Source organism: Labrenzia sp. C1B70, assembly GCF_000475395.1.
GTDB classification, from domain to species: Bacteria; Pseudomonadota; Alphaproteobacteria; order Rhizobiales; family Stappiaceae; genus Roseibium; species Roseibium algicola.
Genome location: NZ_AXCE01000014.1, coordinates 71,098 through 94,745, shown reverse-complemented (window position 1 = coordinate 94,745; position 23,648 = coordinate 71,098). Strand labels below are relative to the sequence as shown.

The 23,648-nt window shown below is 58.3% G+C and carries 20 protein-coding genes; 12 read left to right on the top strand and 8 right to left on the bottom strand.

The features are described from left to right. Positions 1-192 precede the first annotated feature (192 nt). The 10 genes from Q666_RS52550 to Q666_RS52505 all read left to right on the top strand — a co-directional run bounded on the left by Q666_RS52550 (position 193) and on the right by Q666_RS52505 (position 11,273). Positions 193-1,410, top strand: a complete 1,218-nt coding sequence (locus tag Q666_RS52550; RefSeq protein ID WP_022999411.1) for an LL-diaminopimelate aminotransferase — start codon at positions 193-195, stop codon at positions 1,408-1,410. 22 nt (positions 1,411-1,432) lie between these two features. Continuing rightward, positions 1,433-2,755: a homoserine dehydrogenase gene (locus tag Q666_RS52545; RefSeq protein ID WP_022999410.1), complete on the top strand. Its 1,323-nt coding sequence runs from the start codon at positions 1,433-1,435 to the stop codon at positions 2,753-2,755. Between the two features lie 51 nt (positions 2,756-2,806). Beyond that, entirely contained in the window at positions 2,807-3,802 is a 996-nt protein-coding gene (gene glpX, locus Q666_RS52540) for a class II fructose-bisphosphatase (protein WP_022999409.1), read from the top strand. A gap of 10 nt (positions 3,803-3,812) precedes the next feature. Then, positions 3,813-5,630 carry a single-stranded-DNA-specific exonuclease RecJ gene (recJ, locus tag Q666_RS52535; protein WP_022999408.1) on the top strand — a complete coding sequence of 606 codons (1,818 nt, stop codon included), beginning with the start codon at positions 3,813-3,815 and terminating at the stop codon, positions 5,628-5,630. Between the two features lie 85 nt (positions 5,631-5,715). Further along, positions 5,716-5,907, top strand: a complete 192-nt coding sequence (locus Q666_RS52530) for a hypothetical protein (protein ID WP_022999407.1) — start codon at positions 5,716-5,718, stop codon at positions 5,905-5,907. Positions 5,908-6,024: 117 nt separating this feature from the next. After that, entirely contained in the window at positions 6,025-6,915 is an 891-nt protein-coding gene (locus tag Q666_RS52525) for a nitrilase-related carbon-nitrogen hydrolase (protein ID WP_022999406.1), read from the top strand. A 113-nt stretch (positions 6,916-7,028) separates the two neighbouring features. Continuing rightward, positions 7,029-7,514, top strand: a complete 486-nt coding sequence (locus Q666_RS52520) for an NUDIX hydrolase (RefSeq protein WP_022999405.1) — start codon at positions 7,029-7,031, stop codon at positions 7,512-7,514. Between the two features lie 32 nt (positions 7,515-7,546). Next, the gene (locus Q666_RS52515) at positions 7,547-9,055 is read left to right on the top strand and encodes an inorganic phosphate transporter (protein WP_022999404.1); all 1,509 of its coding nucleotides are present in this window, start codon (positions 7,547-7,549) and stop codon (positions 9,053-9,055) included. A 121-nt stretch (positions 9,056-9,176) separates the two neighbouring features. Further along, a complete protein-coding gene (locus Q666_RS52510; protein ID WP_022999403.1) occupies positions 9,177-9,662 on the top strand; it encodes an NUDIX hydrolase in 486 nt (161 codons plus the stop codon). Between the two features lie 120 nt (positions 9,663-9,782). Further along, positions 9,783-11,273 (top strand): inorganic phosphate transporter, encoded by a 1,491-nt coding sequence (locus Q666_RS52505; RefSeq protein WP_031268789.1) that lies wholly within the window; start codon positions 9,783-9,785, stop codon positions 11,271-11,273. Positions 11,274-11,285: 12 nt separating this feature from the next. Here the strand turns inward: Q666_RS52505 and Q666_RS52500 are convergent, their stop codons facing one another. The 6 genes from Q666_RS52500 to Q666_RS52475 form a co-directional block, all read right to left on the bottom strand. Beyond that, complete coding sequence (locus Q666_RS52500; RefSeq protein ID WP_022999401.1) at positions 11,286-12,002, bottom strand: endonuclease/exonuclease/phosphatase family protein; 717 nt, start codon at positions 12,000-12,002, stop codon at positions 11,286-11,288. Positions 12,003-12,074: 72 nt separating this feature from the next. Beyond that, positions 12,075-13,436, bottom strand: a complete 1,362-nt coding sequence (locus Q666_RS52495; protein ID WP_022999400.1) for an HD-GYP domain-containing protein — start codon at positions 13,434-13,436, stop codon at positions 12,075-12,077. A 79-nt stretch (positions 13,437-13,515) separates the two neighbouring features. After that, on the bottom strand, positions 13,516-14,091 hold the full coding sequence (locus Q666_RS52490) for a sarcosine oxidase subunit gamma family protein (RefSeq protein ID WP_022999399.1): 576 nt from the start codon (positions 14,089-14,091) through the stop codon (positions 13,516-13,518). Further along, positions 14,084-17,086 (bottom strand): sarcosine oxidase subunit alpha family protein, encoded by a 3,003-nt coding sequence (locus Q666_RS52485; RefSeq protein WP_022999398.1) that lies wholly within the window; start codon positions 17,084-17,086, stop codon positions 14,084-14,086. The genes Q666_RS52490 and Q666_RS52485 overlap by 8 nt, the downstream gene beginning before the upstream one ends. Then, entirely contained in the window at positions 17,083-17,388 is a 306-nt protein-coding gene (locus Q666_RS52480; RefSeq protein ID WP_022999397.1) for a sarcosine oxidase subunit delta, read from the bottom strand. Before Q666_RS52480 ends, Q666_RS52485 begins: the two co-directional genes overlap by 4 nt. Before the next feature lie 14 nt (positions 17,389-17,402). Next, positions 17,403-18,656, bottom strand: coding sequence for a sarcosine oxidase subunit beta family protein (locus Q666_RS52475; RefSeq protein ID WP_031268788.1), 1,254 nt, complete (start codon positions 18,654-18,656; stop codon positions 17,403-17,405). 392 nt (positions 18,657-19,048) lie between these two features. On the opposite strand from Q666_RS52475, the gene Q666_RS52470 reads away from it, so the two are divergent. Together Q666_RS52470 and fghA are read left to right on the top strand one after the other, a co-directional pair. Further along, positions 19,049-20,161 (top strand): S-(hydroxymethyl)glutathione dehydrogenase/class III alcohol dehydrogenase, encoded by a 1,113-nt coding sequence (locus tag Q666_RS52470; protein ID WP_022999395.1) that lies wholly within the window; start codon positions 19,049-19,051, stop codon positions 20,159-20,161. A 151-nt stretch (positions 20,162-20,312) separates the two neighbouring features. After that, positions 20,313-21,140 (top strand): S-formylglutathione hydrolase, encoded by an 828-nt coding sequence (gene fghA / locus Q666_RS52465; RefSeq protein ID WP_022999394.1) that lies wholly within the window; start codon positions 20,313-20,315, stop codon positions 21,138-21,140. A gap of 1 nt (position 21,141) precedes the next feature. Here the strand turns inward: fghA and Q666_RS52460 are convergent, their stop codons facing one another. Continuing rightward, positions 21,142-22,215, bottom strand: coding sequence for a lysophospholipid acyltransferase family protein (locus tag Q666_RS52460; RefSeq protein WP_022999393.1), 1,074 nt, complete (start codon positions 22,213-22,215; stop codon positions 21,142-21,144). Beyond that, positions 22,212-23,642: a cytochrome P450 gene (locus tag Q666_RS52455; RefSeq protein ID WP_022999392.1), complete on the bottom strand. Its 1,431-nt coding sequence runs from the start codon at positions 23,640-23,642 to the stop codon at positions 22,212-22,214. Before Q666_RS52455 ends, Q666_RS52460 begins: the two co-directional genes overlap by 4 nt. Between the last annotated feature and the right edge of the window lie 6 nt (positions 23,643-23,648).

The following is a 23,648-nucleotide window of genomic DNA, read 5'->3' as shown; positions in this document are numbered from 1 at the left end:
TTAGTGGAGCTCGGGCAGACGAGGACTACTGCCAAAGCAATCATGTTCTAAAAAACGCTACAAATTTAGTCGGCTAGCGACGCAAAGACGGGTGCGTATTTTTATCCGGACTGCTAAAAGAGCCCCGCTGCGCCGTCGCCGCGCCCGGCAAGGGAGCGCAGCTGATACTGTCAACTCGCAAGGATTCGCGTCATGGAGGAATTCCATAAGATCAAGCGGCTGCCGCCGTATGTGTTCGAACAGGTGAACCGTTTGAAGGCGAAGGCGCGCGCGGCGGGAGCGGACATTATCGATCTTGGCATGGGCAACCCTGACCTGCCGACACCGAAGCACATTGTCGACAAGCTGACCGAAGTCGTGCAGGATCCACGCACGCACCGCTATTCCGCATCCAAGGGCATCGGAGGCCTGCGCAAGGCACAAGCGGCTTATTACGGTCGCCGGTTTGGCGTGAAACTCGATCCCGATACCCAGGTGATCGCGACACTCGGCTCCAAGGAAGGCTTCGCCAACATGGCGCAGGCCATCTCCGCACCCGGGGATGTGATTCTGAGCCCCAATCCCAGCTATCCGATTCACACCTTCGGCTTCTTGATGGCTGGCGCCTCGATCCGCAACATTCCGGCGGAACCGGGCCCGGCGTTCTTCGATGCGCTTGAACGCGCGGTGATCCATTCCGTGCCGAAGCCGATCGCAATCATTCTTTGCTACCCGGCAAACCCGACGTCCTATTGCGCGGATCTCGACTTCTACAAGGACGTGGTCGCATTCGCTCGCAAGCACAACATCTTCATCCTGTCTGACCTGGCTTACTCCGAAATCTATTTCGGTGCGACACCGCCGCCATCGGTTCTGCAGGTGCCGGGTGCCATGGATGTCACCGTCGAATTCACGTCACTTTCGAAGACCTTCTCCATGCCGGGGTGGCGCATGGGTTTTGCTGTCGGCAACGAGCGGCTGATTGCTGCGTTGTCGCGGGTGAAATCCTATCTCGATTACGGCGCCTTCACACCCATTCAGGTTGCAGCAACCGCGGCCCTGAACGGATCGGATGACTGCATCCGTGAAACCCGCGAAATCTACAAGAAGCGCCGCGATGTGGTGGTCGACAGTTTCGGCAGGGCCGGCTGGGATATTCCGGCACCGGAAGCCAGCATGTTCTGCTGGGCACCGATCCCTGAGAAGTTCCGGGCGCTCGGCAGTCTGGAATACTCCAAGCTGCTACTGGAAAAGGCGGAAGTTGCCGTCGCACCAGGTATCGGTTTCGGTGAACACGGAGACGAGTACGTCCGCATCGGACTGGTGGAAAACGAACAAAGACTGCGTCAGGCAGCCAGAAATATCCGCCGCTTCCTTGAAACTGCGGATCAAAAGCTGCACAACGTCATCCCGCTCGGGACCAAAGGTTGATAAGAACTGGACTCATTTCCGTATGGCAGACGCATTGAAGGTAGGCATCGCTGGCCTTGGCACCGTGGGGGCGGCCGTGGTGCAGCTCCTTTCAAAACACGGCGGACAGATTGCAACGAAAACCGGGCGAGCAGTGACCGTGACAGCGGTCAGTGCACGTGATCGGACCCGTGACCGGGGCATCGATGTCTCGGCATTCGAATGGTTCACCGATCCGGTGGAAATGGCCCGGACGGCAGATGTCGATATTTTTGTCGAACTGATCGGCGGCGACAACGGCCCGGCTGAGGAAAGCGTGCGCGCTGCTCTGGCGCGTGGCATTCATGTCGTGACAGCAAACAAGGCGCTGCTTGCGCGCCATGGCGTTGAGCTGGCAGTGCTGGCGGAGGCCAACGACGCCTGCCTCAACTACGAGGCAGCCGTTGCCGGAGGCATTCCGATCGTCAAGACGCTGCGCGAATCCATGGCCAGCAACGATATCAGCCGCATCTACGGTATCCTGAACGGCACCTGCAATTACATCCTGACCCGGATGGAGGCAGAAGGCATCAGCTTTCAGGATTGTCTGTCGGATGCACAGCGCCTCGGTTATGCGGAGGCGGATCCGACCTTCGACATCGAAGGTAATGACACCGCCCACAAACTTGCCATCCTCACCAGTCTTGCCTTTGGCACGGAAATCTCGAGCGACGACATCTACGTCGAGGGCATCACCTCGATCACGACCGCCGATATTCAGGCCGCGGACGAACTCGGTTTTCGCATCAAGCTGCTGGGCGTTGCCCAACGCACTGATACGGGCATCGAGCAACGTGTTCATCCGACCATGGTGCCGAAGTCCTCTGCGATTGCTCGGATCGACGGCGTCCTGAATGCTGTGGCTGTCGACGGTGACTTCGTTGGTGAAATCGTGCTCGTCGGACCGGGTGCCGGCGGCAATGCGACGGCGTCATCCGTCGTGGCCGATCTCGCCGATATTGCCCGGGGCGACGAAACGCCCGTTCTTGGCATGCCCGCTGCCGAACTTAACAGCTATCAACGTGCCCGCATGCGGCTTCATGAAGGCGGATATTACATCCGCCTGTCCGTATTCGATCGGCCGGGTGCTTTCGCCGAAATCGCCAGATGCATGGGCGATGCCGGCATTTCACTGGAATCGATTGTCCAGAAACGTCATGCAAATAAGGACGTTCCTGTGAAATTTGATGCGGACCTGCCTCAACCTGTCATCCTCATCACGTATGAAACGACTGAAGTGGCAATCAAAGAGGCATTGGACGTGATCATGTCCAAGGGGGTAGTTTCCGAACAGCCTCAGATGATCCGCATTGAAAAACTGAACTGACGAGTGAGTGCCCGCCGAGGCGTCCTGCGGAGGGAGAGACTGGAGATGTTGATGTCCAATACTGATAAACAACCGTCGAGCGGCCTGGACCGTATTCTGACGCTCGAGCTGGCCCGCGTCAGTGAAAGAGCGGCTGTGTCGGCAGCCCGGTTGCGCGGTCACGGCGACGAGATGGCCGCGGACCAGGCGGCAGTGGACGCAATGCGGCGCGAACTGAACCGCCTGCCTATCGACGGTACTGTGGTTATCGGTGAGGGGGAACGCGACGAAGCTCCGATGCTCTACATCGGTGAAAACGTCGGCACGAAGCAGGGACCGAAAGTCGACATCGCTCTCGACCCGCTGGAAGGCACGACCATCTGCGCCAAGAACCTGCCGAACTCCCTGGCGGTTATCGCATTGGCGCCGGCGGGCGATCTTCTGAACGCTCCGGACAGCTATATGGACAAGATTGCCATCGGGCCGGGTTACAAGGCCGGATTGATCGATCTGGACGCACCGATTGCCGAAAATATTGCTGCTGTTGCCAAGGAAAAAGGCGTCAAGGTCAGTGAAGTCACCGCCTGCGTGCTCGACCGTCCGCGCCACGCCCGCCTGATTGAAGAAATCCGGGCGACCGGTGCTGCAATCCGCCTGATCGGAGATGGTGACGTCGCCGGCGTTATTCACACGACCGATCCGGACGAAACCGGCATCGATATCTACGCAGGTATCGGCGGTGCCCCGGAAGGTGTGCTTGCAGCGGCCGCTCTTCGTTGTATCGGTGGCCAGATGCAGTCTCGTCTTGTGATCACGCGCGACGAGCAGGTCGAGCGTGCGCATCGCATGGGCATCGAGGACATCAAGAAGAAGTACACGCTTGAAGAAATGGCCGGGCCGGACGTGCTTTTTGCCGCAACGGGTGTAACCGACGGCAACTTCCTGCAGGGCGTCCGCTTCGGCCGTCATCACATCACCACGCACACCGTTGTCATGCGGTCCTCCACTGGGACGGTGCGCTACATCAAGGCCCAGCATACGGATCTTGAGAAGTTTCATCTGGACTAAGCGCGGCTGAATGCTGGGACAATCCGGGGAAGACGAAAGGCGGCTCGTACTTGGGGTCGCCCGTTCCGCAAACGACAACGCCTGGCGCGAGCGCCTGAGTGGTGCTGACCTGCGAACCGCGATGGCGATTTCGCAGGTTCACGGACTGCCGGACGTGCTGGCGCGAGTCATGGCTGCGCGCGGCGTTCAGGCCGACGAGGCAACCGGCTTCCTGGAACCTTCACTCAAGCTGCTGATGCCCGATCCTTCCGGTCTGGTCGATATGGACGCCGCCGTGGCAAGGGTCGCGGATGCCGTCCAGGCTGGTCGAAAGATTGCGATCTTCGGCGACTATGATGTCGACGGGGCGACATCGTCGGCGATATTCGCCAAATACTTGCAGTGGCTCGGCCTTGACCCTGTGATCCATATTCCGGATCGGATCATCGAAGGATACGGACCGAACGGTCCGGCCATCGAACATCTTCGCCATGGCGGGGCTGATCTGCTGGTGACGCTCGACTGCGGCAGCACGTCGTTTGAAGCTTTTGAAACTGCCCGGCAACTCGATCTCGACGTCGTGGTCATCGATCACCACCAGGTTGGCGAAACGCTTCCGGCGGTTGCGGCGCTCGTCAACCCGAACCGGCAGGATGATCTGTCGGGGCAGGGGCATCTGGCAGCTGTCGGCGTCACGTTCCTGTTTCTTGTCGGCCTGAACCGCGAGTTGCGACGCCGCGGGGTTTTCCAGGGCAGGCAGGAGCCGGATCTCATGGCGCTGCTCGATCTGGTGGCGCTTGGTACCGTGTGCGACGTCGTTCCGTTGCAGGGCCTGAACAGGGCCTATGTGACACGTGGCCTTGCGGTGATGCACCAACGCCGCAATTACGGGCTGACTGCGCTTGCGGACACAGCGCGTGTGAGCGGAAAGCCGGCGCCTTATCATCTGGGTTTCTTGATAGGCCCGCGGATCAACGCGGGAGGACGTATTGGCGACGCTGCACTGGGCGCGCGCCTTCTGACGACGGAAGATCCGCACGAAGCACGGGCAATCGCCGAGCGGCTGGACCAGCTCAATACCGAACGTCAGTCCATGGAAGCAGTGATGCTGGAACAGGCCGGCGCAGAAGCCGCAATGGCGATCCAGGCACGTGATCCGGCGGTTCTCCTGACCGGTTCCGACGATTGGCACCCCGGGATTGTTGGACTGATTGCCTCTCGGCTCAAGGAAGCTCACCGCAGGCCTTCCTTTGCGGTCGCCTTTGATGAAACCGGCAAGGGGACAGGTTCAGGGCGCTCCATCCCCGGTGTTGACCTTGGCAAGGCCGTTCGCAGAGCGGTTGACGAAGGTTTGCTCGAAAAGGGTGGTGGGCACGCCATGGCGGCAGGGCTCACGGTTCTGCGGGAGAAGACCGCCGACCTGGAAGCGTTTTTCAACGATGTGCTGAAGGACGACGTCGAGGCGGCAAGTGCGAACCGGGAACTGAAGATTGATGCCGCGCTGACGGCAACGGGCGCAAATCTCGATCTTCTGGAATTGCTGGAAAAGGCGGGGCCCTATGGTGCCGGTCATGCTGAACCGGTGTTTGCCTTTCCCGCCCACCGGATTTCCTTCGCCGATGTGGTCGGGAAGGGACATGTCCGGGCCTCGATCACTTCTGGTGACGGGACTGCGTTAAAGGCAATCTGCTTCAAGGCGGACGACAAACCGCACGGTCAGATGCTTTTGCAGGGCCGGGGACAGTCGCTGCATGTGGCAGGTACGCTGTCAATCGACACCTGGCAGGGGACACCCAAGGTGCAACTGCGCATCCTCGATGTCGCGGATCCGCAGAAAACCCGCCTTTGATGCGGCGCAGGTAAACGTGAATTAACCAAACGCTAAGTCTCCGGGCATAAGGTTTGAACCCACGAAGGAATCGTGAGGATCAGGCATGCGTGCTCAGAATGAGCTTTCGCCCTATTTCGAAGAAATAGACAGGCGTACGGACCGGGCCCTGAAAGGGATTCGGGAAGTCAGACGTTCAGCAAAACTCACCGCCCTGCCGCAAGAGCCGAAAGCAGCCCTTGTCGGAACAGGATTTCTGATGGTTCTGGTAGCATTTCTCGGACTGTTCATCGATTGAACCTTCCGGAAATACCGGACGAGCCACGTTCAGGTGAACGAAAGACAGACAAGGGCTTGAAACGCTCTGCGTGCTGCCTTTAAGTCTTGCGTCTTAGTTATCGAGACGTCGGGCACCATGACAGATTATCCCATTGCACTTTGGTCCTTTAACCTGAGCCGCGCTCCAGCTTCGGTGGCAGCTTTTGCTGCACAGATAGAAGAGGGAATGCAGCGCGCCGCGGGAGAGGGTGCAAAGCTCCTGATGCTTCCTGAATATCTTGTGGAATGTTGCCTGGCGTTCAAACCCGAAGGTCTGCTGCCTGACCAGGAAATGGCGTTCCTGGCGGACGTGGGCACCGACTTGCTCGCGATACTTGCTCCACTACCTGCCAGGTATGGTGTGTCGCTGTTGGCTGGATCGATGCCTGTTCAGGCGCCTGCGGGTTTCACCAACACAGCCGTTTTGCTGACAGCCGACGGGCGCGAGATCCGTCAGGACAAATTGTGCCTCACACCGTTTGAGCAGGATCCGGAGATCTGGCATCTGGTGCCGGGAGCTGATCTGAAGACGTTCGAGCTCGACGGATTGAAGATGGCGATCCTGATCTGTCTGGATGTCGAAATGCCGGCGCTCAGCAGCCTGCTGGCGAAGCTGGATCTCGATCTTCTGCTAGTGCCTTCAATGACGGAAAAACTCTCCGGCTATCACCGTGTCTTCGGCTGTGCCAAGGCACGTGCGGTTGAGCTCATGTGCGCGGTCGCCGTTTGCGGTCTTGTCGGCACATCAAAGGGCACAACGCAGAACGACACCAACGTTTCCGGGGCGGCGCTGTATTTGCCGTGTGAAGAGGAATTCGGTTTTACAGGTGTTGCCGCAGAGGTAGCCGCGACCTCCGGAAGCAACGGAGAAGAACCGTTCCTTGTCGTTTCGGTGCCCCTCAACGAACTTCGAGACCTGAAGTCCGGCAAGGCGGAAGTTTGGCCGGGAGCCTGGACTGCCGATCACGTTTCCGTTTCGGCGGCCTGAAGCGGACTTGTAATATTTGTAATAAAAATGTGCGCGCACCGAGTGCACTTTTCTCTAGACGTCCCTAAGGGAACTCCCTATACACCTGCTGTTCCAGAACAACAGGTGTGGAGATGGGATTCGCTAAGGCACTGACAGCGCGGGATGCATCGTGGCTGCACGGTATTGCAGGTTTGTTTGTCAAACCGCTCCGTCTGCAGATCGCGGCTCTTTGCGTGCGTCCGGGCGAGGCGGAGCCTGAAATTCTCCTGGTCTCGACCCGCGAGACCGGCCGGTTGATCTTGCCGAAAGGCTGGCCTGAAAAGGACAAGCCCGCGTTTGAAACGGCGTTGATCGAAGCCTATGAGGAAGCGGGTATTGTCGGCACGGCCGACCCGCGGGCCATTGGCAGCTTCCGGTCCTACAAGGGCCTTGCGGACGGATTGAAGATCCGTACCAAGGTGATTGTCTTCAAGATCCGTTTTGAAAAACAGTTGAAAGACTTTCCTGAACTCGGGCAACGCAAAAGGGTCTGGCTGCCCTTCTCGAAGGCAATCGAGGCCGCCGAAGAGCCGGCGCTGAGACGGTTTTTGCGGCAGCACAAATCGCAAATTTGCTAGACATTTCCTGAGGGATAGCGAGGCGTGTTCGGGTGCTCACCAACAAGGACCTGAAAAAGAAGGCTCTGGACAAGGATCTCGACAAGTTCAGCTTTGTCAGTGAGGCGGCGGAGGCTATGGGCCGGCGTCTTGTCGGACCGGGTCTTGCCCTGGTGTTCCTGGTGATCTGCGCCTGCGTGGCCGCATTCCAGGTGTCTTCCAGCGGTTTTTCCAACATGCTCATCCTTGTGGCCGCCAGTGCAATTGGCGGCTACATGGCGCTCAATATCGGCGCTAACGACGTTGCCAACAATGTCGGTCCTGCCGTGGGCGCGCGTGTCGTCAGCCTCACCGGCGCCTTGCTGATTGCGGCCGTTTGCGAAAGCGCGGGCGCATTGCTTGCCGGAGCGGATGTCGTCTCGACCGTTTCCGGAGATATCCTGAGCCCCAGCGATGTCCGAAACAGTTCGGAATTCACGCTGGCAATGCTGACGGCCATGGCAGCCTCAGCTTTGTGGATCAATTTCGCGACTGTGATCGGCGCACCTGTTTCGACCACCCATTCGATCATTGGCGGTGTTGTCGGCGCCGGGATCGCGGCAAGCGGCTTTGCAGCCATCAACTGGACAACCATTTCGACAATTGCTGCTTCCTGGGTTCTGTCTCCGGTGCTCGGCGGTCTTGTCGGGGCCGGGATCATGGCCTTTATCAATTCAAGGGTCGTCTATACGCCGGACCGGCTGAAAGCTGCCAGATATTGGTTGCCGATACTGCTGGGCCTCATGGGGGCGACCTTCACCGGCTACATTCTGCTGAAAACGTCCGATCGGCTCATCTCTGTTCCTGAATGGCTTGCGATCGTGCTGTCGCTCACCGTCGGCTTCGTTGTCTGGCGGATCTATTGCCGGGTAATCCACGCCCAAACGCTTACGCTGGAAAACAGTGCGCGCGCCTTGCGCAACCTTTTTGCAGTACCGCTCATGGTCGCGGCAGGTTTGCTGTCATTTGCCCATGGCGCCAACGACGTTGCAAACGCCATCGGGCCGCTGGCAGCCATCGTTCTCAGCCAATCGAATGATTTTCCGGATCTCGTATTTTGGTATCTGGGGGCGCTCAATCCCGAAGTGCCGATCTGGGTGAGCGCAGTCGGCGCATGCGGGATTTCCGCCGGCCTTCTGCTGTTCGGCAGACGGCTTGTCACTGTAGTCGGCAAGAAGATCACCAAACTTAGCCCCGTACGTGCCTTTTGCATCACCCTGGCAACCGCCGCGACCGTGCTGACGGCTTCTGGTGCGGGGCTGCCGGTATCGTCCACCCATATTGCGGTTGGTGCGCTGTTCGGTGTGGGTTTTTACCGGGAATGGTATCGCAACAAGTATGTTGCGGAAGGCGGGGTCATGAAACCGCGCAAGATGATGAAAAACAGGGAAGAGCGTCGCAGACGCCTCCTGGTGCGTCGATCAAGCCTGATCACCATCATCGCAGCCTGGGTTGTCACTGTTCCCGCCTCAGCCTTGCTGGCCGCCGGCCTATTCACGGCGCTCAAGCTCGTTCTCTCCTGAGAACTCCGTTCTACCCTAACAAGTTCGACGGATAACAAACAGCACACAGTGCGCATTTTCTGGACAAGCCCGAGTTCCGGCCTTATCTTCCGAGTGTCACCAACATTTCGGAAAGGGCACCATGGCGCAGCTTTATTCAGCAATCGACACCCGGACTTCCTGGTTTCAGAACCTGCTTCTGTTGTTCCGGCGCCCTTCGAGATTGCAGATCGCAGCGTTGTGCCATCGTTTGCGCGACGGGGAGCGGGAAGTCCTGCTTGTGACGACCAAATCCACGCATCGCTGGATTCTTCCCAAAGGCTGGCCGATCATGTCGTTGAAAGCACACCACACCGCAGCGGTGGAGGCTTTCGAAGAGGCAGGCGTTATTGGAAATGCGCAGAAGAAACCCTTTGCCAGTTTTCAGTCACACAAAGGCGGCGAAGGCGGCTTACAGCTCAGGACGGAAGTTCTTGTGTTCCTTGTCGACGTGGAAAGCACGACAAGCAGTTTTCCCGACAAGGACGAGCGCGACGTCCGGTGGCTTCCGATACAGGAAGCCATGCGGCTTGCCGGCGATCCGGGCCTCGTGAAGGTGCTTCGCAAACTGGAAAATTTACCCAACTAAGAAATTTTGGCCAATGAGGGCCGTTTTGGTTGACCTTTTCGGACGATTGTTTAAGGCAGGCGCCAGATGACGCTTGGCTTGCAAGACTTGCCTTCAAAGGACTTCCCGACAGGAACGCCCATGCCGAATTTGAAAAAGCCGACCCTCGACAAGGATCTCGACAAGCTGAGCTACATGGAAGAGGCCGCCGGGTCTCTTGGACGTGGCTTGATTGCGCCGGGCATCGCGCTGGTCTTTATTGTCTTGTGTGCCCTTGGCGCCGGTGCCTCCATGTCGGGAGCACCGGGAACGGTCATCATCGTCGCTGCGGCAGCCATCGGCGCCTATATGGCACTCAATATTGGTGCCAACGATGTTGCCAACAATGTTGGCCCCGCCGTCGGTTCGCGGGCGATGACACTGCTGACGGCGCTGATCATTGCGGCCGTCTTTGAAAGTGCAGGGGCCCTGATCGCAGGTGGGGACGTCGTCAGCACCATCTCCAAGGGCATCATTGATCCCGCTTCGGTGGCCGATGCCAATGTCTTCATGGCAGCGATGATGGCGGCTCTGGTGTCGTCAGCACTCTGGATCAACCTTGCCACCTGGATCGGTGCGCCGGTTTCGACAACGCATTCCATCGTTGGCGGCGTCATGGGAGCTGGCATTGCGGCGGCAGGCTTCAGCGCGGTCAATTGGGCGACAATGGGCGGTATCGCAGCAAGCTGGGTCATCTCGCCGTTCCTCGGCGGTCTGGTTGCTGCAGGTTTCCTGGCCTTCATCAAGACCTTCATCATCTATCAGGACGACAAAATCGCCGCTGCCCGCAAATGGGTTCCGGTTCTGATCGGTGTCATGTCGGGAACCTTTGCCAGCTACCTGGCACTGAAGGGCCTGAAGAAGATCGTGCATATCGACATGCCGATGTCATTGTTGCTTGGGGTTGTTGTCGGGCTTGGGGTCTGGGCGATCGTGCGACCGCTGATCAGGCGTCAGTCTGAAGGGCTGGAAAATCGCAACCAGTCTCTCCGTATCCTGTTTTCCGTGCCGCTTGTCTGCTCGGCGGCTCTTCTGTCCTTCGCCCACGGAGCGAACGACGTTGCAAATGCTGTGGGCCCACTTGCCGCCATCGTTCACACGGCGGAACTCGGAGACGTCGCCGCCAAGGTGAGCATTCCGCTCTGGGTCATGGCAGTCGGTGCCTTCGGCATTTCATTCGGCCTATTGTTGTTCGGCCCGCGCCTGATCGAAATGGTCGGCCAACAGATTACCAAGCTCAACCCGATGCGGGCCTACTGCGTTTCGCTGTCAGCTGCCATCACGGTGATTGTTGCCTCGGGTTTCGGACTGCCCGTGAGTTCCACGCACATAGCCGTGGGAGCTGTCTTCGGTGTTGGGTTCTTCCGGGAGTGGTATACGGAACGTTCAAAGCGCCGCCTGGATTTCGTGAACCAGAAACAAGGCAATGGCAACGTGGTACGGCCTGTCCGCAATCGCGAGGAGCAGGCACGCCGTCACTTGGTACGCCGGGCGCATTTCATGACCATCGTTGCCGCATGGGTCGTCACCGTTCCGGCTGCTGCCGTCCTGTCCGCCGGGCTTTACTTCGTCATGGTCAAGCTGATTGCCTGATAAAGGCGATTTCTAACCGGCTAGATGTCCGGCCGGCTCCAGGGTGAGGTTGGCCCAGACCGGCAAATGGTCCGAAGCAACGCGTGCCGTCTTCGATTTATGGACGCCTGCCTGCCTGACGACGAATTCCGGGCTGGTTATGATCCGGTCCAAGCTGCCGACGGGAAGGGGACTGGGAAAGCTCCGTCCCGGCGTCGTCACCTCATAGCGTTCTTCAAACAGCTTGATGCTGCCTGCCGTGTCTCGCCATTCGTTCAGGTCTCCGATCAGCACTGTCGGCAGATAATCCAGATGCTCGTGCAGCTGATGCATCAGCGAGGTTATCTGCTTTTTTCGAAAGTGACCGATCAGGCTCAGGTGCATGGCTGCCACACGAATTTTTTCACCGGCAACTTCAAGGTCGACAGCAACCGCACCACGCGGTTCCAGCGTCGGCAGATCTAGCCGGCGATGGTCGAGAATTCCGATCGAGTTTCGAACAAGAATAGCGTTGCCGTGCCAGCCCAGGCTCTTGTCGCCCGTCGCGAACGGAACGGGGCGGTAATCCGTTTCCTGAAGAATCGTGTCTCTGTCGAGAGTACTTTCCCGTGGTCCGAAGCGCTTGTCTGCTTCCTGCAAGGCTAGGATGTCGCAGTCCAGTTCCTGGATAACCTTGAGTGTCCGGTCAGGCCGCCTGCGCGCATCGACGCCTATTGATTTTTGTATGTTGTAAGAACCGATTTTCAGCATGGGCGCAGAGTGAAGGCCTCACGTTAAAAGTTGCAAGGGGAATAGGTTGATTTGGCCGCCTTTGCGACCAATTTAGGCAGCCTTGGTCTGCTCCATGCGCTCCGTCGCCCGTTTGAGCGCAGCAAGACATTTTGCATCCAGGGCTGTGCCGGCTTCGCTTTCCATGATGCCGAGTGCCTTGGGCAACGGCATCGGTCCACGATAAGGCCGTTCTGCGGTCAATGCGTCGAAAATATCCGCCGTCGTGACAATGCGCGTTTCCATCGAAATCCTGCTTGTGGTCAGCCCGTCCGGATATCCGCGGCCGTCCAGTTTTTCATGATGCCCCCTCGCGATCGGCGACAGGTCCTTGAACGTATCGATCCTGGAGAGGATCTCGTCGGAGTAAACGGGATGCATGCGGATTTGTTCCCACTCCAGGTCATCGAGCTTTCCGGGCTTGTCGAGGACTGAGTTGCTGACGCCGAGTTTGCCGATGTCGTGCAGGAGAGCCGCCCGTCTCAGCAGCTGCCGGTCACGCATTCCGTAACCCAACTCTTCTGCGATCATGTCGGTGTAAAGCGTTACGCGCTCGCTGTGTCCGGCGGTGTAGGGACTTTTGGAGTCGATCACGAGCGCAAAGCCGTGGGCTATGTCGTCGAGCTGCTCCTCATCTGCAAAACGAATGTTCTGCGCGGGCTCGAGGCCGTAGACGATCTTGTCGAGGTTGTCCGATTTCAAGGCGTTCCAGAACTGGGGACTACTTGCGACGGTTTCTGCTGCGGCCACCAAGGCGGGGTCGAACCAGCTGCCGGCCCGTTCCTTCAATTCCTGCAAGGCCCCCTGTACGCCTGCATTGATCTGAAAGACATCCATGACCTGTGCCAGCAAGGCGATTTGGGAAAATACCGGGATGGTGGAGCCCACGATGCCATGCGGCCGTCCTTTGCCGTCCCAATGTTCATCCAGACTGTAAATTCCGGATACGACAGTTTCCGAGAAATGCATCTGGCGGGCAATGTCGCCACCGCGTGTGCAGCGTGTTTCGATCATCTCGTTTGCAATGTCGCCACCATTTTGAAGAATGTTGACGATGGCGCGCACACGTTCTGCAAAGCCGTGCTTCAACCCGGTGTGAGAAAGCACGAAACGCAGGGCCGCAGGCAGGCTGTCGCTGATCGTCTTGAAGTCGTGTTTGAAAGTCAGGTCGTCGGTGAGATAAAGCTCGCAGATCCTCGCTGCATTGCTTGAACAGCCAAGGTCCTTCAAAAGCAGCGTGTAATAGAGATCGCTGAGTTGCGCTTCAGTCAGCCCGACTTGTCGTCCGATATGAATGCCGATCCAGCAACAGCGAACGCAGTGACCACGCGGCTGGCCTTCCGTGATGTCCAAAGCGTGACTGAGTGCGCCGAGCAGCTCCGCCAGCCGGAGTTTTCTGGAAACCTGTTCGGACATAAAAGCGAGCCTCGCGCAACGATGTGTTCCGCGAGGCTCGCAAAGTTTCGTTAAAATCAGGTGTTTTCACCGACCCCGGTCAGGCTGCTTCCAGCTCTTTAGCCGATTGGACAAGCAGACCTGCCACGTAGTCCATGAAGGAAACCCAGGCTTCCACCACAAATGTGTCCGCACCTGTCCGCCAGATCATCACCGGAGACTTGTGAAACAGGGTCCTTGTCACTGTGCCGACCGGAAAGACCTCAAGCGAGAAATCGATGAAGACCCCGGTGTTGAGCAACCAGGCAGCCTTGTCGCCACTGACGATGATCGCTTCCGACCGGTCGGAGATATCAACCAGGGCATGAGGATGCGTTGAGAGCTTTTCTTCGATGTCGTCGAACACCGCCCTGAGGTCTTCTTCAGGTGCAAGCAATGTCCACTCGTCCGGCCCCATCCAGAGCGCTGCCCGCTTGGCGGAAGTGGAGTTCGACAAGGGAGAAAGCGGCAGTGAGGCGCCAAATGCCGTGCCGGCTTCCTTTTGCGCAGCTTCACGGCAACGCAGGGAAAGTCGCGTCATGGGCGCAGCTTTCAGGATGGAGACCGACGGTAGGCTCAGGAGCGGTGTTTCACCCGCGTCCGGCGTGATCAGATCGCTTGCCAGAAGTTCAGACATTGATCCGTGCTCCTTCCTTGTCATAGAACACCGTGCTCGTCACCTCGACCGGAATGCTTCCGGTCGGCATCGGCACATAGAGCGTTTTGCCTTCCAGCGCGTGGCCGTTCTTCACGATCGCGAGGGCAATCGTACGGTCGAGCGCCGGACTGTAGTAGGACGAGGTGACATGACCTTCCGCAGGCGTGCCGGTGGCGGGGTTCTCGGCTGTCGTGATCTGGGCACCTTCTTCCAGCTTCACTTTCGGGTCCTTCGTCAGAAGGCCCACGAATTGCTTCCGACCGTCAGCAACAAGGTCAGTACGGGCCAGGCCACGCTTCCCGACGAAGTCAAACTTGTTCTTGCCGATCGCCCAGCTCATGCCGGCATCCTGCGGGGTAACGGTACCGTCCGTGTCCTGACCGACGATGATGTAACCCTTCTCGGCACGCAGAACGTGCATGGATTCCGTTCCGTAAACGGTGCCGTTGTGCTTCTCGATTTCCTTGGCGAGCGTTTCCCACATCATCTTGCCATGACGACGGGGAACGTTGATTTCGAAGCCGAGTTCACCGGTGAAGGAAATCCGGAAAAGCCTGCAGGGAACGCCGCAGAAGGTCGCTTCCTTCACGCTCATGTGCGGGAAGGCATCGGCGGAAAGATCGACACCTTCGATAAAGGGCGCAATCACTTCCCGAGCCTTCGGTCCCTGAACCGCGGCGACCGCAAACTGTTCGGTGGTTGACGTGATCCAAACATCGAGGTCCGGCCATTCTGTTTGCAGGTAGTCTTCCATGGTCGCAAACACACTCGGCGCGCCGCCGGTCGTGGTGGTTACATGGAAACGGTCTTCCGCAAGGCGTCCGATAACACCATCGTCGGTGATGAAACCGGCGTCATTGAGCAGCAGGCCATAGCGGCAGCGGCCGGGCGCCAGCTTCTTCCACGGGTTGGTGTACATCCGCTCCAGGAATTCGGCCGCATCCGGTCCGACAATTTCGATCTTGCCGAGCGTGGAGGCATCGAACAGCCCGACACTTTCGCGGACGGTCTTGCATTCGCGAGCAACCGCCGCATGCATGTCTTCACCGTTCTTCGGGAAGTACCAAGTGCGCTTCCACTGGCTAACGTCCTCATAGACGCCGCCGTTCTCCACCACCCAGTCATGGGAAGGTGTCTTGCGAACCGGGTCGAAGAAGTCGCCACGCGATACACCGGCAAAGAGACCGAATGTCGTTGGAGTGTAGGGCTGGCGGAATGTGGTGAGCCCGACATCCGTTACCGGCTTCTGCAAGGCCCCTGATGCGATCTCCAGGGCGTTCATGTTCGAAAGACGACCCTGGTCGGTGGCCATGCCGGTGGTGGTATAGCGCTTGATATGCTCGATGGACTGCATGCCTTCGCGTACGGCCAGCTTGACGTCCTTGGCGGTAACGTCGTTCTGATAATCGACGAACGCCTTGACCCGTGAAGCGTTCCGATCGTGGGGCAGGGCGCCGAGGATGCCGCCTGATCCGGCTTCTCCACCTGTTGCCGTGACATAGGTCACCTTGGCGGACTTGCCGGTTGCAGCCCTGGCTGCTTCTTCACCGGCCGCATAGCCGTCGTGAAGCGTTGCCTGCAGGCCGTAGAGGCCTTTGGAGCCGCCTGCCGAACGTTCCTTCTGAACGGAAATACCGGGAACATAGGCCCCCTTGTCCGCGTCCCAGACGACCTTGCCGCGAGACTGGGAATACAGGCTGACGGTCGGAGTCCAGCCGCCTGACATCAAAAGCGCATCGCACGCAATCTGGCCACCGGAGGCAACCTGTCCCGATGTCATCATCCGGCCGAGCAAGGCGCCTTTGACACGCTTGCGACCGAGAGTTCCTGTTACAACGCATCCTGCCTCGACACGAATGCCCCTGGCTTCAGCGATTGCAACCAGGCTTTCAGGCGGTGTTTCGCGCATGTCCACGATGGCAGCTACGTCGACACCATGGTCTGCAAGGTCGAATGCCGCCTGCCACGCACTGTCGCAGGCTGTTGCCGCCAGAACCTTGTGGCCGACTTTGACTCCATAGCGGTTGAGGTAGGTTCTTCCAGCTTCCGCGAGCAGAATGCCCGGTCGGTCATTCTCCGGAAACACCATCGGACGTTCGATCGCACCGGCTGCAATCACCACTTCCTTGGCGCGCACCTGCCACAGTCGTTCACGCGGCAGTTTGGGATCCGGGTTGGGCAAATGTTCGGTGATGCGCTCTGCCAGCGAAATGAAGTTATGCGCAAAATAACCGAAGGCCGTTGTCCGCGGCAGGAGAGTGACATTGTCCATCGCGGCAAGCTTGGCGATGGTTTCCGAAACGAACTCCGCAGGATCCTTTCCGTCGATGCTTGCGCTGACTTCAGAAAGCAGCGAACCGCCGAATTCAGCCTGCTCGTCGACCAACATCACCTTCGCACCGGTCTCTGCCGCAGCCAGAGCCGCTGCAAGTCCGGTTGGTCCGGAGCCGACGACAAGAACGTCGCAGTGGGCGTAAATGTTACCGTAGAAGTCGTGATCCGGGTTTTTCGGCGGTTTGCCGAGGCCGGCCGCCGAACGGATGATCGGCTCGTAGACCTTGTCCCAGAAGGCATGCGGCCACATGAAGGTCTTGTAGTAGAACCCGGCCGGAAACAGCGGCGAAAGCAGATCGTTCACGGCGCCGATGTCAAACCCGAGCGAGGGAAAACGATTCTGTGAAACGGCTTCAAGGCCCTGATAGAGCTCAACCTGTGTAGCGCGCAGGTTCGGCGTCTGATCGCCGTTGCGGTAAACCCCGACCAGCGCGTTCGGTTCTTCCGAACCGGCAGTCAGAATGCCGCGCGGACGGTGATACTTGAACGAACGACCGACCAGGTGAACACCATTGGCAAGCAGCGCGGAGGCAAGGGTATCGCCCTTGTGGCCTTGCATTTCCTCGCCGTCAAAGGTGAAGGTGAGTTGCTCGGCGCGGTCGATCCGGCCGCCTTTTTCAGTACGGAATGGCTGGCTCATTTGCCGGCCTCCTTGGCAAGCGCTTCAAGATCCGGTTTCGGTTCGCCGGTCTTGTAGATTTTCAGGAACTTGTCGCTGACGGTATCGCGGACAGCGTTGAAGAACCGTCCGCAGCCGTGGATATGGCGCCAGCGCTCGGCGGCTACACCCTTGGTATTGTCGCGCATATACAAAAACTCCACCCAGTCCTCGTCCGTGGCCTGGCTCGGATCGGCCGGTCGGGCGATATGGGCTTCACCGCGGCAGGCAAATTCCGTTTCTGCACGCTCGACATGGCAGTAGGGGCAATAAATCAGCAGCATTCTTGTGATCTCCCCTAGTGGGCCACGGCCGCTGCAGCGGCTTCGTCGATGAGGCGGCCGGTCCGGAACCGGTCGATGGTGAAAGGTGCGTTGATCGGGTGCGGCTCATCCTTGGCAATCGTATGCGCGAAGACATGGCCGGATCCGGGTGTCGCCTTGAAGCCGCCTGTGCCCCAGCCACAGTTGACGTAGAGCCCCTGAACCGGGGTTTTCGACAGGATGGGCGAACGGTCAGGCGTCGTGTCGACGATACCACCCCAGTTGCGAAGCATGCGCATGCGCCGGAAATGCGGGAAAAGTTCGCAGATCGCGTCGATTGTGTGGTTGGTGATGTGAATGCCGCCAGCCTGCGAATAGGACACGAACTGGTCAGTGCCCGCACCGATCACAAGCTCACCCTTGTCGGACTGCGAAATGTAGGCATGGATCGTGTTTGACATGACCACGCACGGGAAGGCGGGTTTCACGGGTTCGGAGACCAGTGCCTGCAGGGGGAAGGATTCCAGTGGCAGCCGGACGCCGGCCATGTCCATGACGACAGACGTGTGACCGGCTGCGACGACACCGACCTTCTTGGCCTTGATGAAACCTTTGACCGTTTCCACACCCTCGACGGCCCCATTCTGGCCGCGGCGGATGCCGGTGACGGCGCAGTTCTGGATAATGTCGACACCCAGGGCATCGGCACCGCGGGCATAGCCCCAGGCGACCGCATCGTGACGGGCGGTGCCGCCAACGCGCTGCAAGGCTGCGCCCATGACCGGATAACGGATGTTCTTTGAAATGTTCAGAGGCGGGCAATATTCCTTTGCCTCTTCCGGCGTCAGCCACTCATTTTGAACGCCTGCCAGACGGTTGGCGTGAATATGGCGTTGTGCCACCTGAACGTCGTGAACCGTGTGCGCGAGCATCATCACGCCACGTGCAGAATACATGACGTTGTAGTTCAGTTCCTGGGACAGGTTCTGCCACAAGCCCATTGCGTGATTGTAGAGCCCGGCGCTTTCCTCCCACAGATAGTTGGAGCGCACGATGGTCGTATTGCGACCGGTGTTGCCACCGCCGAGCCAACCTTTTTCGATGACCGCGACGTTGCGGATGCCGTGTTCCTTGGCAAGGTAATAGGCAGTTGCCAGACCGTGCCCGCCGGCGCCGACAATCACGACGTCATATTCGGCCTTGGGTTCCGGAGCGCGCCACTGGCGGCCCCAGTTCTGGTGCGCGGAAAAGGCGTTTTTCGCCAGTTCCAGAAAGGAATATCGCTTCATGAAGCAGCGGCTCCGCACGTTGCCGGCAAGCAAATCGGATAAATCCGCTCGGCCGGCCGTCAGGGTCAATACGCAATTGAACGACGACTTTAGCGACACGGCCGGAGTCTCGTCCATTGGGAGGCATATTCGCGATTGGGGTCGAGGTTGCGTATAAGGTTTCAGTCGCATGCTTGTCTGAATGCGACATGGGTGTCTTACGGCCTGCGATGAATTGTGCCAGACTAACCAAACCCTCGGAGAAACAATGGATTTCAGCGCTTCCTGCAAGGTGTCAGGCGGGGTAGATTTCATCGAATAGCGCAATCCCGACAGCGGATGCCGCATCGGTTCTTGCATTTGCAGATATGGACGTTAACTCTCCCCGGGAAACACACATCAGGAGATCCTTCATGGAAGTTCGCGCCGCTGTGGCCGTTGGGGCCGGAAAACCGCTTGAAGTCACCACTGTAAGGCTTGAAGGCCCGCGCGCTTTTGAAGTGCTGGTGGAAATCAAGGCAACCGGCATCTGCCATACCGATGAATTCACCCTGTCGGGTGCGGATCCGGAAGGTCTGTTTCCCGCGATTCTGGGTCACGAAGGGGCAGGTGTCGTTGTCGAGGTTGGCCCGGGTGTGACTACCCTGAAGCCGGGCGACCATGTCATTCCGCTCTACACGCCGGAGTGCCGGACCTGCGAATATTGCCTCAATCCGAAAACAAACCTCTGCCAGTCGATCCGCGCGACACAGGGGCAGGGCCTGATGCCGGACGGCTCGTCCCGATTCTCGACCCTCGATGGTGACCCGATCCTGCACTACATGGGCACATCGACGTTCTCCAACTACACGGTCGTACCGGAAATCGCTCTGGCGAAGATCCGTCCGGACGCGCCATTCGACAAGGTCTGCTACATCGGCTGTGGTGTTACGACCGGCATCGGTGCGGTGATCAACACCGCAAAGGTGGAAATCGGTTCGCGTGCGATTGTCTTCGGCCTCGGCGGCATCGGTCTGAACGTTCTCCAGGGTCTGCGTCTTGCCGGTGCCGACCAGATTGTCGGCGTTGACCTGAACCCGGAAAAGAAAGAGATGGCCGAGCGTTTCGGCATGACCGATTTCGTCAATCCGAGTGAAGTAGACGGCGACCTTGTTCCGTATCTTGTGAACCTCACCAAAGGTGGGGCCGACTATACCTTCGATGCGACCGGCAACGTGAATGTCATGCGTACGGCGCTTGAATCAGCCCACAAGGGCTGGGGCGAGAGCATCATCATCGGTGTTGCTCCGGCTGGTGCTGAGATCTCGACCCGTCCGTTCCAGCTTGTGACCGGCCGCGTCTGGAAAGGCACCGCATTTGGTGGCGCGCGTGGCCGCACGGACGTTCCGAAGATCGTTGACTGGTACATGGACGGCAAGATCGAGATCGATCCAATGATCACCCACACGATGCCTCTCGAAGACATCAACAAGGGGTTCGATCTGATGCACTCCGGTGAATCGATCCGCTCTGTGGTGGTTTACTGATCGAACGTCTGGCGTAACCCGCCGACATTTTGCCAAGGCGTCGTCCCTGCGAAAGCGGGGACGCGCATGCTGCGTCTCTCCGGTCTGGCAAGGCAAGGCCGGAGAAGTCCTTTTGGATAGGCGGCTATTCAGAGATTGGAATTGACTGACAATGAAAACCCTTTCCGAAAACAAGTCTTTTGGCGGCACCCAAGGTGTCTATAGCCACATGTCGGAAGCCTGTGGTTGTGAAATGACTTTTGCGGTCTACATTCCGCCGCAGGCCAAGGACGGCCCCGTGCCATGTCTTTGGTATTTGTCGGGTCTGACGTGCACCCATGAAAACGCCATGACCAAAGCCGGGCTGCAGGCCCATGCCGCAGAGTTTGGTATTGCCGTCGTCTTTCCGGACACCAGCCCGCGTGGCGAGGGCATTGCCAATGATGAGGCTTATGATCTGGGGCAAGGGGCGGGCTTCTACGTCAACGCGACAGAGATTCCATGGGCGCCGCATTTCCAGATGGAGACCTACATTGCCAGCGAATTGCGCGATCTGGTAACCGAGAACTTCCCAGTCTCCGTGCATCACGGGATCACCGGGCATTCCATGGGCGGGCACGGCGCGTTGACGCTGGCAATGAAATATCCCGGGCATTATCAGTCCTTGTCAGCCTTTGCGCCGATCGCAAACCCCACGGCTTCCGACTGGGGCCGCAAACAGCTTGGGGCCTATCTCGGAGCTGATGAGACACTCTGGACAGCGCATGACGCGACGGTTCTGGTCAAGGAAAAGGGCTGGGCCGGTGATGTTCTGATTGATCAGGGTGCAGGCGATCAATTCTACGAACTGCTCAAACCCGCTGCGCTCATCGATGCATTGACCGAAACGAAGACGGCTCATACCTACCGCTTGCAGGCAGGCTACGACCATTCCTATTATTTCGTGTCAACGTTCGCGCGCGACCACGTCTCCTGGCATGCCGAGCGACTGAAGGGTTAATCTACCACTTTCGGACTTGGTTCTTTTCGCTCAAGGCTTTCGCGTAGGCGCTTTGGGCGAATTTTCTGGGCAATCTCAATTCGCCCAACATGTACCATTCTTCGATGTGTTCGAGCACGATCGGTTCGAACACATCGTTCATGGCCCGGATTGTTTCGTGTAGATCATAGCCGGTGGTTTCTTCAGGTCTTTCCAGAGGCGGCAGAAGGACCATCCTGAAACGGGCCGGTCCCAGTCGCACAAGATATGTCGGGATAATTGTGCCGCCGCAGGAATTGGCGATCTTCACCGCGACGGTCGCATTTCCTTTTTTCGGTAATGGTCGACCGAAACTGGGCAGATGGACCTGCTTGTCGCGAACTTCGTCCACGAAAATGGTCATGGAATACTGCCCGTTGTTCATCAACCGGTGCAGCCGATACGCGCTTCTTTGACCCGGTGGGAAAAGATACTGGTTTCGCTCCTTGCGGATCGCATGAACAATGCGGTTCTTGAACCGGTTGGGTTCAGGTTGAAATGGACCGATGCTCGGTCCGGCGAGCCCCTCGTGTATCGCCACGAAAAGTGCTTCCCAGGTGCCAAGATGCATGGATGTGAAGATCACTGGTGCGCCTTTGGCCTGCGCCGCTTTCAGATGTCCCAGCCCTTCAACTTCAATACGAGCACTTTTCCATAACTTGTTGACGATGCAGAACTCGGACATCGTTCGGCCGATGTTGTGCCACCATCGTTTCAGTCCCGCTTTCTGGCCCGTGTCGGTGTTCCAGCGGTTGACGGTCAGCGTTTCAAAATTACGGCTGATGCGCTGCGGAAACAGTTTGTCTCGATATGACCAGCGCATTACCGGCACGAGCAAATTGCCGAAACCTGATGCGAATGCTGGTGGGCACAGCTTCAGCGAATGATGAAAAAGGGTGTTCAGGACACCGTCCTTGACGTGAACGAACCAGTGAAGCCGAGCTGCCTCCCGCTCTGCCCCCTGTTGAGAAAAGAGATTCCGTAGACGAGGAGCGGCGGGCTCTACTGCAAGAGTTTCAGCGAAGGGAATATCTTCCAGCCGCGTCTGTTTGGTCATGAATGGCGCGGGTGCAGCGTCATTGGCAGGTTTTCACCAGGGCGCAAGGTCAACCGCGCTACCGGCTGGACGTCCGTACCGTCTTTCAGCTTGAGTTCGAAATCCTGGGCGAGAATGGCCAGGCTGAGAATTGCTTCTGTCATGCCGAATTGCAGTCCGGCGCAAATGCGCGGGCCGATGCTGAAGGGGACATACCCGTATTTATTGGGTTTCTTCGATTTTGGATTGAGAAAACGGCCGGGATCAAAAACGTCCGGTTTCGACCATAGCACCGGATTGCGATGCATAAGCCATGGCACCACCATAACCAGCGAACCTTTTGGCACTGACTTGCCACCGATGCTTGTGTCCGCCATTGCCTCTCGCGCAAGGATCGGGACCGGCGGATACAGCCGCAAGGTTTCCTCGATGACAGCCTTGGTGTAGGGCAAGTTGGGAACGTCCTGGAATGTCGGTGACCGGCCGGCGAGGACCGTGTCGAGTTCGGCCTGCAATTTAGCCCTGCTCTTGTCGCATTGGGACAGCAGGAACCAGGCCCAGGCCAGTGTGTTGGCGGTTGTTTCATGGCCGGCCATGAAAATCACGGCAGCTTCGCTGATGATTGCCTCACGGCTCAGTGGTTCGCCGTTCTCGTCTCTCGCTTCCAGCAAACCGCCAATGACGGATGCTTCGCCTTTTTCCTTCTGCGCTTCGTAGTTGGCGATGATCTTGTCGAGCACCGTCATAATGCGCTCGACAGGTTTCTTGATCGCACGGCCACGAAAACGTGGCAGCCATTCGGGCAGTCCGAAGAGGGAGAGGATGTCGACCTGGTCGATATGGCGCTGATAATCCGAAAAACCCTGAACGACTTCGGCAGCATGATCCTTGCCCAGCTGGCGCCCAAAAATGGTCCGGCAAATGATCTCTGCTGTCAGGTGTGCCATATCGGCGAGCGCATCGACCTCAGCGCCTTCGCCCTGCGATGCCCAGTCGGCTCGCTGTTCCTCGATGGTTTCGATCATGATCGGCGCGAATCCTTTGACGCGCGAGCCGTGTATGATCGGTGCTACCACCTTGCGGCGTTTCGCCCAGGTTTCGGTATCACTGATAAAAAGACCGTCGCCGAGAAGAGGCTGCAAGGCATGACGCATTTGCGGGCTTTTGCGCTGCAAGACCTCGTGATTGGTCTGGAACGCTTCACGAACCACGTCTGGCCGGTTGCAGATCACCAGTTCACGAGTGAAGATCTTTTTGCTTCTGAGGCGGCTTTGAAAATCATCAACGCCCCAAATAGATAGAAAATTGCGCTTGGCCATGCCGATCAGGCTCCAGACCGGCGGCATCTTTTCATAGCGGAACGGGTAGGGCGGCACGAAGTCTTCAGCCTTGGTGGCTGTCGGTTCGGCCTTTTGGGTGTCGCCTGAAATTTGTGCGGAAACAGTCACTAAAAA

Coding starts and splice junctions, on each gene's coding strand:
- Q666_RS52550 (WP_022999411.1), top strand. CDS start 193: ATGGAGGAATTCCATAAGATCAAGCGGCTGCCGCCGTATGTGTTCGAA.
- Q666_RS52545 (WP_022999410.1), top strand. CDS start 1,433: ATGGCAGACGCATTGAAGGTAGGCATCGCTGGCCTTGGCACCGTGGGG.
- glpX (WP_022999409.1), top strand. CDS start 2,807: ATGTCCAATACTGATAAACAACCGTCGAGCGGCCTGGACCGTATTCTG.
- recJ (WP_022999408.1), top strand. CDS start 3,813: ATGCTGGGACAATCCGGGGAAGACGAAAGGCGGCTCGTACTTGGGGTC.
- Q666_RS52530 (WP_022999407.1), top strand. CDS start 5,716: ATGCGTGCTCAGAATGAGCTTTCGCCCTATTTCGAAGAAATAGACAGG.
- Q666_RS52525 (WP_022999406.1), top strand. CDS start 6,025: ATGACAGATTATCCCATTGCACTTTGGTCCTTTAACCTGAGCCGCGCT.
- Q666_RS52520 (WP_022999405.1), top strand. CDS start 7,029: ATGGGATTCGCTAAGGCACTGACAGCGCGGGATGCATCGTGGCTGCAC.
- Q666_RS52510 (WP_022999403.1), top strand. CDS start 9,177: ATGGCGCAGCTTTATTCAGCAATCGACACCCGGACTTCCTGGTTTCAG.
- Q666_RS52505 (WP_031268789.1), top strand. CDS start 9,783: ATGCCGAATTTGAAAAAGCCGACCCTCGACAAGGATCTCGACAAGCTG.
- Q666_RS52500 (WP_022999401.1), bottom strand. CDS start 12,002: ATGCTGAAAATCGGTTCTTACAACATACAAAAATCAATAGGCGTCGAT.
- Q666_RS52495 (WP_022999400.1), bottom strand. CDS start 13,436: ATGTCCGAACAGGTTTCCAGAAAACTCCGGCTGGCGGAGCTGCTCGGC.
- Q666_RS52490 (WP_022999399.1), bottom strand. CDS start 14,091: ATGTCTGAACTTCTGGCAAGCGATCTGATCACGCCGGACGCGGGTGAA.
- Q666_RS52485 (WP_022999398.1), bottom strand. CDS start 17,086: ATGAGCCAGCCATTCCGTACTGAAAAAGGCGGCCGGATCGACCGCGCC.
- Q666_RS52480 (WP_022999397.1), bottom strand. CDS start 17,388: ATGCTGCTGATTTATTGCCCCTACTGCCATGTCGAGCGTGCAGAAACG.
- Q666_RS52475 (WP_031268788.1), bottom strand. CDS start 18,656: ATGAAGCGATATTCCTTTCTGGAACTGGCGAAAAACGCCTTTTCCGCG.
- Q666_RS52470 (WP_022999395.1), top strand. CDS start 19,049: ATGGAAGTTCGCGCCGCTGTGGCCGTTGGGGCCGGAAAACCGCTTGAA.
- fghA (WP_022999394.1), top strand. CDS start 20,313: ATGAAAACCCTTTCCGAAAACAAGTCTTTTGGCGGCACCCAAGGTGTC.
- Q666_RS52460 (WP_022999393.1), bottom strand. CDS start 22,215: ATGACCAAACAGACGCGGCTGGAAGATATTCCCTTCGCTGAAACTCTT.